Here is a 13812-nt window from a genome sequence, read left to right on the forward strand (position 1 = left end):
AAATTCGTCAACGTACCGAACAAATGAGGAATCGAATCAGTGCCTAGTTCGGCGATGCCTGTTACTGTCGAAATGCTGATATCAGTAAATCCAAAAGGATCGAGTGAACCTCGTCTGGTAGGGCGGATCGTCGGCGTCGATCTTGGCGGCACCAAGATCCTCGCCGGCATTGCAGACGCTGACGGTCGCATTCTGGCGACACGCGAAGAGGCGACGCTGCACGGTGAAGGTGCGCCGGTTCTCGATCAGATGGCTCTCCTGATCCATAATCTGGTCGCTGACATCGGAAGCAGCATCAACGATCTGGATAGCGTTGTGATTGGCATCCCGGGCGCGGTGAATCCGGCAACGGGCCTAGGTTCACTGTCGCCAAATCTGGCACTTCCTGCGGATCGGTCCCTTCGCGATCTCATGGCATCGCGTATTGCATGCGAGGTTGTCGTTGAGAATGATGTTAACCTGGCCGCCTATGCCGAAGCTTCCGCAGGGGCGGGCCGGGGTGAGAGGTCGCTCGTCTTTATTTCATTTGGAACCGGCGTCGGAATGGGATTGGTGCTCAACGGCGACTTGTGGCGTGGTGAATTCGGCCGGGCGGGGGAGATCGGATATCTGCCGGTCGGCGAAGCTCCGCACATGATCGCTCCTTTCTCCCAAAACGGCCTTTACGAAGACGCTGTGGGAAGCCGTGGCATAAGGGATCGCTTTACCAGCAACGGAGACACGGTTTCGGATCTCTTTGCCGCAGCACGCGGTGGAGACAACCAAGCGCTCGTTGCGCTTGACGAAATCGCCCGATCGGCATCCGTTGGCCTGGCCGCCATCCACGCGCTGCTGGATCCGGCCATTACAGTTGTCGGCGGCGGCATTGGTAGCCAAGCCGAGTTCTTTGAGCTTCTGAAGGTACATCTGACACCACTGCTGCCCTTTGCATGTCGCATTGAACACAGTCACTTCGGTCCAAGGGCCGGCATGGTCGGCGCAGTCATGCTGGCCGCCAGACATCTCGCCAAAGGACCTGAACAACGTTCCCATCTCGCAAGCTGATCCCTGCGGGGCACCGCATGTGTGACGGACAACTGCAGCGGAGGCTGTGTCATAGGAGAGCGAAATGCAGACGATGCCGATGGCGAATGCCCGTCCTGATGGTCTGGTTGAGAGCACTTTGCCCTTGCAGTATGCCTTTATGGCGCCGCGCCTTCAGGGAGACCTCTTCCCTGACGGTCGTCTTGAAGTGTCCCTTTGGGGTTGTGGAAGGATGGCCAACGTCTTCCTCGAGCCTTGGACTGGACCATTCGTCTACGCGCCCAACCGCATAACAACAAAGGGTCAAAGCCTCCACGTTGCTCAATCTGCGCCGGTGCTCGTCATCACCGGCGCTGCGATCAAGGCGATACGCCCTGCGCGGCGCTGCGCCTGGTGGGGTACGCTTACCCAGCCGCAGAAAGTTACCCGAAAAGGTGCCCGTCGCGTTGCGACAACGCCCTGGGGCGTGACCATCGTCGAAGATCGCGGCGCGGGTGTCGTTGTGATTGCTGCAGGCGCAAGCGTTGCCGAGGCCGAGCGCGGCATGGCACTTCCGGCAGAGGCGATCATTGCCGAGGCGAATGCCTATATAGAGCGCTGCGATCTTTTGCCGGCAGCGCCTGCGTTGATGCGCAGCATGGCAATCCAGAGCGCCCATGCGTGCCTGTCGAGCATTCGACGCGGCCAAGACGGCTCCTTCCTTGGGCTCGCTGCCGGGCAGGCATATAGTGCCCCGACACGCACCTATTATCGCGACGGTTACTGGACTTTGCAGGCGCTGTTGTTTCTCGATCCAGAGGCAGTGCGCGACCAGATCGACCTTCTCGCAACGGGCATCCAGCCGGATGGCGAGGCACCGAGCGGCGTCATCCTGACTGGACCGGAACAGGGACTAGAATGGGAAAAGTTCCGCACCACCGCCCCGGAATACAAGATGGAGCACCTGCGTCCGACGGACTGGTGGAGCGATCATTTCGACAGCCCGCTGTTCTTCATCCTGACCATCGGTGACTACATCCGCACTACCGGTGACGATGCAGCGCTGGTCAAGCACTGGAAGACGGTCGAGGCGATTTTCCGCCGCTACCTCGGTTTCGACAAGGCAAGGAACGGACTGCCGCAGAAGCCGCGCCATGACCGTGACTGGGCCGACAATGTCTATCGTCACGGCTATGTGGCCTATGACCTTGGTCTTTGGGTGGGAGCGCTGGATGTCATCGCAAAATACGGTGTAGCCGTTGATGGCAAGCTTGCCGACGAAGCCAGGCAGACGGCGGTCAAGGCAAGGGCGTCGCTCGATAACGTCTTGCTGACGCCAGCTGGCTGGTACGCGGATTACGGCACCAAGCAAGATTTCCTCGAGGATCACCTGACGCTCGACAGCCTGACGCTGTTGCGTTTCGATGCCGTTTCCGAAGATCGGGCCAAAACAGTCCTCGCTCATGTTTCCGCTTTGCTCGAGACCCGTAACAATCCCAAGCAGCCCTACGGCGATTGGGGCGTCATGTGCACCTGGCCACCATTCAAACGCTCGGCTGATACCCGCGCCAAGTCCGCGTTTGCCTATCGCTATCACAATGGCTCGGACTGGCCCTATCTGTCGGGCCTCTACGCCGAGCAGCGGCTCAAGTACGGGCTCGATGGATGGGACTATCCCATGCTGCGCTGGTGGCGGACGAGCCTCGAGAATGGCTGGATAGGTTCCGTCGAATATTTCGCGCCGCCATTTGGACGTGGCTCGCTGCTTCAGGGCTGGACCGGTATGTCAGCTGCGGCCATCTTGGAATACAAGCCGCAGATCGAGGCGGCCATAGCCGCGGGCAAGTTGGAATAAAGCGGAAAGGCCGGCGTACGGCCGGCCTTTCCAGCCTGGATTGAATTTTCAAAGCGCTCGTCTAGGCCGCCATCCGCAGGCCCGCCGCGGCCCGGTCGAAAAACCAGCTGACCTTGTCGTGCTCCTGCAAGGCGGACGCCGGGCAATCGGCCTGAAAGCCGCCGCTGGTCGCGCGACGGACCGCATCGGCTTTCGCTACGCCCGTCGCCGTCAAGACGATCTGCTTTGCCGAAAGAATGGTGCCGATACCCATTGTAATGGCCGAGGAGGGCACGGGCCGATCGGAGAAGAAACGGGCATTCGCCCGAAGCGTATCCTCATGCAGCTCGACCAGCCGCGTACGGCTGTCCTTGGCCGATCCCGGTTCATTCAAGCCGATATGACCATTTCGTCCGATGCCGAGCAATTGCAGGTCGATGCCGCCGGCCTTCGCGATCATGCGTTCATAGCGCTCGCCTGCTTCATCCGGCTTGTCCACGGACGCCTCGGGCAGGAATGTCCGGTTCTTGTCGATGTCGACGTGATCGAAAAACAGCGCATTCATCGTGCTGCGATATGAACGCGGATGACTCGTCGGAATCCCCACGTACTCATCCAGATTAAAACTCGTGACACCGGCAAAGCTGACATCACCGCGTTTGAACGCAGCCACCAGGTTGGCGTAAACAGGCTCCATGGTCGCGCCCGTTGCCAGCCCGAGAACAGCGGCGGGTTTACGTCCGATGATTTCCACAATCAGATCGCCGACAGCCTGGCCCACCGCGGCCTCTGTGGAGTATGTCAGGCGTTGGGAGGAGGACACGAGCATGATGAGGTCAGACATTACTTTTTACGCGGCGCAATGATGCTGCCATCGGCGCGGCGCTTGGCAAAGGAGAGACCGCTTTCACCGTGGAACAGATGGAAGCAGGCCGGCTCGACGCCGAACTCGATGACGTCTTTCGCGGCGACAGGCACGTGATCGGGCAAGTGCGCGACGGTTGCCGTGTCATTGCCCTCGATCTGTCCGTAGACATAGGTCTCGGTGCCGACGCTTTCGGCATAGCTGACGCGGAAGCGCACCATCTGGTGGGCATCGGAGGCCTGTGGCAGAAGATGGAAGTGGTTGGGTCGGATGCCGAGCGCGACTTTGTCGCCGACCACCGCACTCGCGCCTGAGACCGGAGCCTGGATGAGCCCGAGGCCGTCGACGAAGACAGTGACCTTTTCGGCTTCGACAGCACGGATGCTCCCATTGTAGAAGTTCATTTGCGGCGAGCCAATGAAGCCGGCAACGAACCTGTTGGCCGGGAACTCGAACAATTCGAGCGGGGCGCCGAACTGTTCGAGGTTGCCGCCGTTTAGGACGGCAATCCGGTCCGCCATGGTCATGGCTTCGATCTGGTCATGCGTGACATAGACCATTGTCGCGCCAAGCCGCTTGTGCAACCGGCTGATCTCACCGCGGGTCTGGACGCGAAGTGCGGCATCGAGATTGGAGAGTGGTTCGTCGAAGAGAAAGATCTTCGGGTCTCGAACGATGGCACGGCCGATCGCGACACGCTGGCGCTGACCGCCAGACAGTTGCTTGGGATGACGCTCGAGCAATGGATCGATCGCCAGCATGCGGGCGGCCTCTGAAACCTTGCTGTCGATCTGCTGCTTGCTGAGTGAGAGGTTCTCAAGACCGAAGGAGAGGTTCTTGCGGACGGTCATATGTGGGTATAGCGCATAGGACTGGAAGACCATCGCAATGCCTCTGTCGCCAGGCTGGAGGCCGGTGACATCCTCGTTGCCGATCAGGATCTGTCCGTTAGTCGTTGGCTCCAGGCCGGCAATGATACGAAGCAAGGTTGATTTGCCGCAGCCTGACGGGCCGACCAGAACCACGAATTCACCGTTTTTGACGGCAAGGTCGATTCCATGAAGAATGGGGTGGGTGCCGTACTGCTTCACCACGTTCTGAAGCGTCAAACCTGCCATTGCTCGTTCCCTTATAAGTCGAACTGCTGCCTGTTGGTCTTCAGCAGCACCCGCGGCCACTCTGCGCATCTCTCCATAGTTCGTCAAGGTGCCGAACATAACTTTAATGCTCCATGCTTCGATTGGGACTCCGGCGCAGGACGACTCCTGCGCGCCGCCAAAAGAAGGCTTGACAGGATCGGCGGCCCGTATTTAATTCGTCTTGGTAACGAACAAATTCGGTCCGCATTGGATACTCCGAGGCAATCAGCCTCGAACCTTCAGTGGAACACGACATCCGGAAAGCGCCGGAAAGGGGAACGCGATGAATATCTTCAAGTTGATGAGCAGTGCAGCCTTGGTCACGTCCATCACGATGTCGGCAGCATCGGCTGCTGAACTTAAACTGCTGTGGTATGTTGAGGACGATGCGCAAGAGGCCATTATCCGCAGCGTGCTGGACAAATATACGGCGGGGCATCCTGAAACCACATTCGATCTACAGATCACGCCCTATAGCGGCATGATTCAGAAGTTCCAGCAGTTCGCTGCCTCCGGCATCATGCCGGATGTTTCGCTGACCTCCTCGATGGAACCGGTCATTCGGCCTTTTCTGGCGGATCTAAATCAGGAAATCGGTCCCGATTGGATCAATGATTTCGTTAAAGGCTGGGCCGATGGCGCTCGTTTTGAAGGAAAGGTGATCGCGGCTCCGCTTAACGTCAGCTCGACCGGCATTTTCTACAACGTCGATGCCTTCAAGAAGGCAGGCGTCGAAATTCCCGCGCAGGACAGGAGCTGGACCTGGGAAGAATTCATTCCCAAGGTCAAGGAAGTCGCTGAAAAGTCCGGCACGCGCTATCCACTGGTGTGGGATGTCTCGGCCAGCCGCTGGATTGTCCATCAATTCCAGTACGGCAACCACATTTTCTCCGAACAAGCGCCCGTCAAGGTCGTGATGGATGAAGCCAAGTGGCAGAAGTCGCTGGATGATTTCATTGCGATAACCAAGGATGCCATGCCGCCCGGTCTCTGGAGCGGCGCGAGCTCCGACAGTCCCAAGGAGATTTTCTTAGGGGGCCAGGCCGTCGCCTACATGTCGGGCAGTTGGCAGATTCCGGCGCTTGCAGCCAACGCAAACTTCGATTGGCAAGCTGGCCCGACCCCTTATGGAACCGTCCGCTCCTCAATTTATGGCGGCGACTATCTCGTTGCCTTTAACACAAGCCCGAACCTGAAAGAGTCCGTCGAGTTCATCAAGTGGATGACGAGCCCGAAAACACAGGCCGAGTATGCCAAGCTGATGGGCGTCATCCCTACCAATCTGAAAGCGGATGCCGTCGACTACGGAAATGCGAAGGCCTCCCAGGCGGTCAAGATCATGCAAGGCGAGCTCGACGCCAGTCCAGCCTTCGCCGCGACCGATCAGGCCTGGCCGGAGATGCAGGCGGTCTGGGGCCCGATCAAGTCGGCGGTAACCCAAGCTGTCGCCGGTCAGATCACCTCTGCGCAAGCCGTGGCTGAGATCAAGAAAGCCGCGGACGCTGCGGTCGAAGCGGCGCAGTGACCGAGCTCGTCGGCCCAATCACACGGACGATGGCGGCCGCAAGGCCGCCGTCGTCCCGTCGGCTTGGCGACATTAGACGCAAGGTCTGGCCCTATTTCCTGATGTTGCCGACGATGGGGCTGATCGTCGCATTCACGCTCTATCCGCTTGTTCAGGGGCTCTATATGTCCCTGTTTAAGCGAGGCGTGGTGGTCCTGCCTCAGGCGCCGCAGACCCTGCCGCAATATGTCGGCCTGGACAACTTCGTCAGCCTGATCGACAACGCCGATTTTCGAATCTCGTTGCTGAAAACGGTCATCTTTGTTGTGGTGGCTGTGCCGCTCAACGTCGTGCTATCGCTGGCACTAGCCGTGTTGCTGCAGCCGCAGACCAAGCTCTTCGCGTTTGCCCGCACCGTGGTCTTCTTCCCGTCGATGATCAGTTTGCTGATCATCGGCATCACATGGCGCTGGCTGTTCGGCTTGAACAACGGTCTTGTGAACTATGTCCTGTCGCTGGCAAGCATCGCGCCCGTTCCGTGGCTCGAGCAGGACACCCTGGCGCAGATCGCCGTCGTGGTCGCCTGGGTCTGGTGGCAGGCGGGCGTCAACATGATGATCTTCCTTTCGGGTCTGACGGCCATCTCGCCGGATTATTATGAGGCAGCATCTATCGATGGCACCAGAAAATGGCGCCAGTTCACCCACATCACGTTGCCGCTTCTGCGGCCGACCATGGCTGTCGTCGTGGTGCTGTCATCGATCGAGGCCTTTAAGGTCTACGAACTTGTCGTCTCGCTGACCGGTGGTGGCCCCGGCAAGGCGACCGTCTACCTCATCCAGACGATTTACGACACCGCCTTCCAGCTCCCGATGCAGGCGGGCATCGCGGCCGCACAGTCAGCGGTCCTCTTCGTTGTCCTGATGGTTCTTGCTATCGTTCAATTGCGTCTCGCAAGGAGCAAAGCATGACGAACGTCTATTCGCCTACGCGCCTGGCGCTTGTCGCTCTCGTTCTTGTGGTCTTTCTTCTGCCGCCTGTCTGGCTCCTCCTGTCGGCGCTTAAGCCGCAGGCCGAGATCTTCCAGTGGCCTCCGACCTTGTGGCCGGCGAATCCGACGCTGGAAAATTTCGTGAACACGATCTCGCGCGCCAAGTTCCTGCTTTTCTTCAAGAACTCGGCCATCGTTTCGGTCCTGTCGGCCTTCCTGTCCGTCACGATCAGCGTAATGGCCGGCTATGCGCTGGCGAAGTTCAGGTTCAAAGGCGACACGATCTTCTTCCTGTTGATCATGTCCTCGCTGATGGTACCTCTACAGATCATCATGATCCCCGTCTTCCTGGTCTTGCGTGATCTCGGGCTCTTGGAAACACTGGCAGGCGTCATCATCGCGCCGGCCGCCACGCCGACCGGCGTGTTTCTGATGCGGCAGTATATCGTCAACATCCCAGACAGCCTGCTCGAAGCAGCGCGTTTGGACAAGACGCCGGAATGGCGTATTTTGTGGCGCATCGTCGTTCCGCTGTCGTTGCCGGCGATCGGAACCCTGCTGGCGTTCAACCTGGTCTGGCGCTGGAACGACTATCTCTGGCCGTTCCTCATCATCACCGATCAAGATCAGTGGACCGTCCAACTCGCGATCGCCAATTCGATCGGACGTTTCGGTATCGATTGGCCGAAGCTGCTCTCCATGTCCGTGCTGTCCGTGCTGCCGGTGCTCGTGGTCTTCACCGCGCTGCAACGCCTAATGATGGGGGGCATTATGGCCGGCGCAACCAAGGAATAAGGTCCTCCCGACCTCAGCAACAAAGCCCGCGGATGAGAGATCCTCCGCGGGCTTTGTGGCGCGTTCAGAATGGCCGCATGTTTATGTCGTGAGTGTCGGCAGGCGCATTTCGCTGGGCAGGTCCTGCGGCGAAAACAGGGCGTTGTGCAACTGGTTGAGTGCGATGGCGACCGCACCCATCAACGTGGCGCGCGAGCCGAGCGCGCTGGCCTCGACGGAAATCATACGCTTGGTGCAAGCAGGCAGCGCCTCTTGGATGAGACGCACCATCAAGGGGTGCCGCCCGACATTGCCACCCAGAATGATCTTCTGCGGGTCGAGCATGGCATCGACGGAGACGACCAGAAGGGCCGCCAGCCGTGCCGTTTCCTCGACGGTCGTAAGAGCCTGGACATCGCCATCCTCTGCCTGCTCGAGTACATCGCGAGCCGTCAGGTTGCTTTCATATGGGCGATGGCGTTCGACAATGCCGCGTGCGCTGATTGCGCATTCCAGTGCACCCCGTTCAAGGCTTTCCGGTTCATACGGATCCGCACCGAAGGGGAGGTAGGAGATTTCGCCGGCGGCGCCTTTTGCGCCCCTCATCAGCTTCCCGTTCACCAGCGTTCCAAGGCCGATCCCGGTGCCGAGCGAGATGAAGGCCAAGGAATCGAGCCCTATACTGCTACCCTTCCAGCTCTCGCCAATGACCGCTGCATTGATGTCGTTTTCGATAATGACATCGCAGCGCAGAATCTCCCTCAAGGTTTTTGCAACGTCCAGGCCGCCGAAATCTGCCATGTTGGGGGCAAGCGACAGCGTGCCCCTCTCCGGATCGACGACACCCGGCGTCGCTACTGCGGCGAGCAGTACCTTGTTGCGGGGAGCTTTTGCTTTCTTCAGGCTTGCTTCGACAAGCTTGTTCAAATGGAGAACAAGGGCTTTTCCGGTGTGGCCATCCACCGGGGCTTCGATCTCCTGCAGGATCCTTCCGGCAATATCGACCACGCCGACACGGACGGTCGTGGAGCCAAGATCGATGCCAATCACATACCCCGCATCCGGAGCCACCTCGTAGGTGACGGCACTTCGTCCGACCTTTCCTGAGACGACACCTTTGACGCGCACCCAACCGGATTCCTCGAGCGTGCGTATGACCTCGGACATGGTCTGCTTCGAAAGCCCGGTCTTCTTCGCAAGTTCGGCGCGTGAGGTTGGTCCCTCGTGCAAGAGGATTTCCATAGCAGCGCGAACTGAAATCTGGCGAAGCATGGGAGGGGCATTGGTCCAGACGTTCATTGTTCTCACTTTCATTCGGCACGTAATCTTGGGTCTGACTCAAATTTGACGCGTCAGACCCTAATCTTGGCAGCCAAAATATCGCATGCAGGGTGACCGTGCAAATCGTTCGTTAGACTGACGAATAATACGGAAAGATAGCGGAGAAACAATGCGGTAGCTTTGGCCGGTTCGCATTCACGTCGGATACCGGAAGAGCGCCGGCATCCCTACCTGTCGCTCGATCCGACATAGAAAGCGAAGCTGGGGGGCAAGCCACGCATTCGTCCAACGGGTAGTCGCAGCGCCCGAGGCTAACGATGCCGAGCTATAGTCTAAAGGTTCGCCATTTATGTGCGCCCTCTGTGATCGAAAGAGGGCCTTCAACCGATACCAATGAACCACCGGGGATCAGCGCGAGACGATCGTGTGTACGCCCGGTGGCAGCCGGATGCGGCCCTTTGTTGCGACGAGCGATGGACGACCTTCGGTGACAATCCGCCAGATCTCGACTGCTCCGAGCGGAGAACTTTCGTTTCTGTATCGGTTGACACCGACGAAAACATTCCGCCCGCTGCGATCGAAGGCGAGGCCCTGTGGAAGCACGGACGAGATCGGCCACTCACCGTGAAGCGTCAATCGGCCGGTTTCGGCATTCAATTCGTAGAGGCTGAGGGAGGCCCGCTCCGTCCAGTCACGCGAACCGTCCGGCTTTCCAGTTCCTCGGAGATTGGACGTGACCAAGAAGCGGCCGTCGGGGCTGAAGGCCATCGTCTCCGATCCCCAGCCGCCAAGAGCAATGTGGGGAACCCTGTGCCGCGCAGCGTCACCGGAAGAGCCGACATCCGCGAGCCTGATGGATGTCAGAATCCCCTCCTGTACCCCGTAAAAGCCATCTGTATCAATTCCCCACTGAAGGTCAGAGGTGATGTAATAGCGCCCGTCCGGTGAAAAACGGCCGACGAACGGGAATTTGTTTGTCTGGACACGATTGCCCCACGGATGGATGTTTGCGACGTGACCAGACTGATCGCGAATTACCTCATAGAAGGCGACCTGATTGCGGTCCACCAAATTCACCGCGACATAGCGGCCGCTTGGATGCCACTGCACCCAGGTCGACTTCAGCGGGATGAAGCCGGTTGGTGGCTCCAGGCCAAGGTCGAAGCTCGCAACCTTGCCGAAACGACCGCCATCGACCGAAACAAAGGCAAGCTCGCGATTGTTTTCGACCGTAACCGCGGCGATAAGATCCCCCAATGGGCTCACCTCGATCGCCTGCGGCCGGCTCCCGATTTTTACGCTGTCGACAACTGCGCGGTCACTGTTGAGATTTAGGGAGCGGATCGTATTGCCTGGTGGCAGTTCATCGAGACGGGTCGCTCCTGTGGGCCGCTGGAGGTATGTCTCCGCAACAAAAGCGAAGCCGCCGTCCGGCGAGAGATCGAGAGCTCCTGGCGGCCCATAGGTCGAGTTCGAGATTTCCATCCCTGTTACCGAAGGCACCGGGCTCAATGGCGACGTGATAACAGACAGCGTGTCCTTGCTGTTCATGTCTGGAGGACCGAGTTCGCCGGTTTCGTAGACAGTCGGGACCATATCTGTATCTGACAACACGTAAACAGCCTCGGCTTCGCTGCTGGAAGCCTCGGAATGCGACAGCAATATCGTTAAAGCCAAGAGGCCTGAGCATATTCGCATGATTGTGGCTCCTGATGATACGACTGGCTTTGTCTTCCAGTTTTCGGCTCAATCGTCCAATCGATATTGGGAATCTGTATATTCCTCGCAGCTATATATCGATGTAGGATGGCGTCATGAACTTGGCTGCAATCGACTTGAATCTGCTTGTCGCTTTTGACGCCCTGCTGGGCGAGGGGAGCGTCAGTGCCGCGGCGCACCGCATCGGCCTGAGCCAGCCGGCAATGAGCAAACGGTTGGCTCATTTGCGGCAGCTTTTCGCTGATGATCTTTTTATCCGGCATGCAGATGGAGTGCGCCCAACAGAAAAGGCGCTGGACCTTGCCGATCCCATCCGCTCGGCGCTGCGCCAGATTGAAGAAGCGTTGGGCGGCTTCGGGCAATTCTCGCCAACACGGTCTGGTCGGGTTTTCAGGATTGCGACGACAGATCACCTTGCAGCGACTTTGATGCCGAGTTTGATGGCGTCTCTGCGATCAATCGCGCCGAGGATTGCGATCATCATTCGAAATCTTCATCGGCAGGACGTCGTTGATAGCCTTGAGAAGGGATCTGTTGATCTTGCCATTACTATCTTGCCCGACGCGCCGACGAGCATCAAACGCGCTCCTCTTTTTCATGTGAAGTGGCTTTCGATTGTTTCAGTGAACCATCCCGAAGTCCGTGATGAACTGACCCTGGAGTTGTTCTTGAAATATCCGCACTTGCTGGTCACCCACGTGGGTGACTTGAAAGGTTACATCGATCGGATGCTGGACGACCGTGGCCTCAAGCGGACGGTCGCGATGAGCTTGCCCTACGCTCTGGCGGTGCCAGCCATCATTTCTCGTACGGACATGATTTGCACCCTGTCATCCGGCGTGCTCGATTTGGCGGACTGGCCGGATGTAAGGTCCTTTCCTGTGCCTCTCGAATATAGCGGTTACACGGAAACCATGCTTTGGCATAGGCGAAATGATAGTGACCCCGGTCAAGCTTGGCTCCGGCGCTTAGTCGCTGGCGTAAGCGCGACTTTGAATCCCTCCTAATGGCGCCTTAGGATTGTCACGGTGGCTTCCAGTTTGTGAATCGGCATCGCGGTCCCGGTGCCGATCGGCAGGTTAGATAATTGTTTTTGCTGAGGTGACGGGGTTATTGCACAATGCCTATTCACAGTCGGCCACCAGCTGTGTCTGCGCGTTTTGGAGGGCCGCCAGGGCCGCGTCTCAGGTTTGCGAAGGCGGTACCCGAACAGTCTTTCCAGGGTGAATGTAACAATCACGTTCGATCCGTTCCCGGCTGCGGGCCGGTATAGCGGAGTATCCAGAGCCCCTGGTTCTTGTCACTTATATAAATGAAGCCGCGCCGATCCACGACCACGTCCTCGGTCTGAACAACCAGCTTATCTTCCGGCATGGGGCCGTAGCGTCGGTTTGGCTCCGGCGGAATGAAGTAGCCGACCTCGCGAGGAAGCCGAGTATTTGAGACGTCGTAGACCCTCAGCCCCGCATTGAAATGTGCGATGTAAAAGAGATCGCCCTGTTTCTGCACGTCGGGGTGATGCTGGTGATGATTGATGTTGTGCGGCCCGCGCCAGCCGCCACGAGTCGTGAAGTCGGTATAGGAAGCTCCTTCGGGCGGTATGGGCTCGGGCAGAAGCGACAGCAGGAATGGTTCCTTCGGATCGGAGATATCGATGATCGACGCGTGGTGCATCGGGCCGCGTCCGTAGGTGACGTTCTCCGAGTTGGCGAAAGCGATGCCACGTTCTTGGATCGGCAGCACGCCGTGCACGCCGAAGCGCGAGTGGAAGGGCGGGCTGAAGCTCAGACCGCCGATCCGCCTCGGCTGCGAGACGTTTCTGATGTCAAGCACGACAATGCCCGCCGCGCCATAAGGCAAATAGGCATGATCTCCCACGACATAGGGAGGGCCGTGCAGCGACACGTCTTCGCCCGCACTCGCACAGAAAGCGCCGCACATGCATTGCGCTCGAAGCTGCAACCGATAGCGGTCAGTCGCCTCACCGGATTCAGCGACGGAGTCCGTCGATCCGATTGCCTCGCCTCCCGCCTCGTGCTGGCCTGGAACCCACCAGCGTCCGGCTTCGCGGGGATTCGCGCGATCCGAAATATCGAGCATGACGTAGATGTTGCCCTTGTACCCAGGCATGCCAGCAGCAAGGTGGACATAACGCCCGCCGGGATAGAGATTGCGATGCGTGCCACTACTGCCGGTCTGGTAGTGACCGAGTTGTTTCGGATTGATGGGATCAGCGATATCCCAGATCAGAACGCCTTCATCGAAAGGCGCGGCGGGGTCACCCCCGAAATTTGCAAAGGGTCTCTCAAGAGCGGTCACCATTGTGTCGCCGGACAAGTCCATCTGCAGAGTCCAAGTATTCGTATTGGGATAAGGCATGAACTTGACGACCTCGGGCTTCGCCGGATCGGTCACATCGACGATGCTCCAGCCCGAGTGCCAGAAGTGGCCGGTGTAAAGATACCAGCGTCCGCCAACATGCCTGATCGCCATCTTGAAGGCTGGACGATGTTCCAAATCGGTATAGCCCACCGCTTCGACATTGTGGGCAAATGCGCCAACGGGCGCTGGCGAGGCAGCAGGAATGGGCTGGGCAAGCGCCTCGCAGGCAAGACTTGATTGAGACGCCGCGGCAATCGTTGCAATTAGGGGCGCCTTCAGCATCTGGCGGCGTGAAATCTCGGAATCGTTCAAAAGCATGTC

General features: G+C 58.6%; 11 protein-coding genes. 6 read left to right on the forward strand and 5 right to left on the reverse strand.

The genetic code is table 11. The features are described from left to right. Positions 1-39: 39 nt before the first annotated feature. Complete coding sequence (locus BN1800_RS06880; RefSeq protein ID WP_244564454.1) at positions 40-1044, forward strand: ROK family protein; 1005 nt, start codon at positions 40-42, stop codon at positions 1042-1044. Positions 1045-1108: 64 nt separating this feature from the next. Continuing rightward, on the forward strand, positions 1109-2857 hold the full coding sequence (locus BN1800_RS06885) for an amylo-alpha-1,6-glucosidase (protein ID WP_425298969.1): 1749 nt from the start codon (positions 1109-1111) through the stop codon (positions 2855-2857). Between the two features lie 61 nt (positions 2858-2918). Here BN1800_RS06885 and nagB read toward each other — a convergent pair whose 3' ends face one another. Together nagB and BN1800_RS06895 are read right to left on the reverse strand one after the other, a co-directional pair. After that, positions 2919-3680, reverse strand: a complete 762-nt coding sequence (gene nagB / locus BN1800_RS06890) for a glucosamine-6-phosphate deaminase (RefSeq protein ID WP_210191273.1) — start codon at positions 3678-3680, stop codon at positions 2919-2921. Then, positions 3680-4819: an ABC transporter ATP-binding protein gene (locus BN1800_RS06895; protein WP_086995862.1), complete on the reverse strand. Its 1140-nt coding sequence runs from the start codon at positions 4817-4819 to the stop codon at positions 3680-3682. Before BN1800_RS06895 ends, nagB begins: the two co-directional genes overlap by 1 nt. Before the next feature lie 304 nt (positions 4820-5123). Here BN1800_RS06895 and BN1800_RS06900 point away from each other — a divergent pair, with 304 nt between their 5' ends. From BN1800_RS06900 to BN1800_RS06910, 3 genes are read left to right on the forward strand one after another with little or no spacing between them, the layout of a single operon-like run. Then, positions 5124-6365 (forward strand): ABC transporter substrate-binding protein, encoded by a 1242-nt coding sequence (locus BN1800_RS06900; RefSeq protein ID WP_086995865.1) that lies wholly within the window; start codon positions 5124-5126, stop codon positions 6363-6365. Beyond that, positions 6362-7315, forward strand: a complete 954-nt coding sequence (locus tag BN1800_RS06905) for a carbohydrate ABC transporter permease (protein WP_244564455.1) — start codon at positions 6362-6364, stop codon at positions 7313-7315. The genes BN1800_RS06900 and BN1800_RS06905 overlap by 4 nt, the downstream gene beginning before the upstream one ends. Next, positions 7312-8130 carry a carbohydrate ABC transporter permease gene (locus BN1800_RS06910; protein WP_086995868.1) on the forward strand — a complete coding sequence of 273 codons (819 nt, stop codon included), beginning with the start codon at positions 7312-7314 and terminating at the stop codon, positions 8128-8130. The genes BN1800_RS06905 and BN1800_RS06910 overlap by 4 nt, the downstream gene beginning before the upstream one ends. A gap of 81 nt (positions 8131-8211) precedes the next feature. Here the strand turns inward: BN1800_RS06910 and BN1800_RS06915 are convergent, their stop codons facing one another. Then, the gene (locus tag BN1800_RS06915) at positions 8212-9423 is read right to left on the reverse strand and encodes an ROK family transcriptional regulator (RefSeq protein ID WP_244564456.1); all 1212 of its coding nucleotides are present in this window, start codon (positions 9421-9423) and stop codon (positions 8212-8214) included. A gap of 375 nt (positions 9424-9798) precedes the next feature. Next, on the reverse strand, positions 9799-10986 hold the full coding sequence (locus BN1800_RS06920) for a beta-propeller fold lactonase family protein (RefSeq protein ID WP_179213756.1): 1188 nt from the start codon (positions 10984-10986) through the stop codon (positions 9799-9801). Positions 10987-11204: 218 nt separating this feature from the next. Here BN1800_RS06920 and BN1800_RS06925 point away from each other — a divergent pair, with 218 nt between their 5' ends. Beyond that, positions 11205-12116, forward strand: coding sequence for a LysR family transcriptional regulator (locus BN1800_RS06925; RefSeq protein ID WP_027509039.1), 912 nt, complete (start codon positions 11205-11207; stop codon positions 12114-12116). A 229-nt stretch (positions 12117-12345) separates the two neighbouring features. On the opposite strand, the gene BN1800_RS06930 is transcribed toward BN1800_RS06925, so the two are convergent. Continuing rightward, positions 12346-13803: an LVIVD repeat-containing protein gene (locus tag BN1800_RS06930; RefSeq protein ID WP_244564457.1), complete on the reverse strand. Its 1458-nt coding sequence runs from the start codon at positions 13801-13803 to the stop codon at positions 12346-12348. Positions 13804-13812: the final 9 nt, after the last annotated feature.

Origin of the sequence: Rhizobium sullae (assembly GCF_900169785.1) — a bacterium.
Taxonomy (GTDB): Bacteria; Pseudomonadota; Alphaproteobacteria; order Rhizobiales; family Rhizobiaceae; genus Rhizobium; species Rhizobium sullae.

Bases quoted from the DNA above. Each gene is read 5' to 3' on its own strand.
- BN1800_RS06895 (WP_086995862.1), bottom strand. From the start codon at position 4,819: ATGGCAGGTTTGACGCTTCAGAACGTGGTGAAGCAGTACGGCACCCAC.
- BN1800_RS06920 (WP_179213756.1), bottom strand. From the start codon at position 10,986: ATGGTCCCGACTGTCTACGAAACCGGCGAACTCGGTCCTCCAGACATG.
- BN1800_RS06915 (WP_244564456.1), bottom strand. From the start codon at position 9,423: ATGAAAGTGAGAACAATGAACGTCTGGACCAATGCCCCTCCCATGCTT.
- BN1800_RS06910 (WP_086995868.1), top strand. From the start codon at position 7,312: ATGACGAACGTCTATTCGCCTACGCGCCTGGCGCTTGTCGCTCTCGTT.
- BN1800_RS06925 (WP_027509039.1), top strand. From the start codon at position 11,205: ATGAACTTGGCTGCAATCGACTTGAATCTGCTTGTCGCTTTTGACGCC.
- nagB (WP_210191273.1), bottom strand. From the start codon at position 3,680: ATGTCTGACCTCATCATGCTCGTGTCCTCCTCCCAACGCCTGACATAC.
- BN1800_RS06885 (WP_425298969.1), top strand. From the start codon at position 1,109: ATGCAGACGATGCCGATGGCGAATGCCCGTCCTGATGGTCTGGTTGAG.
- BN1800_RS06900 (WP_086995865.1), top strand. From the start codon at position 5,124: ATGAATATCTTCAAGTTGATGAGCAGTGCAGCCTTGGTCACGTCCATC.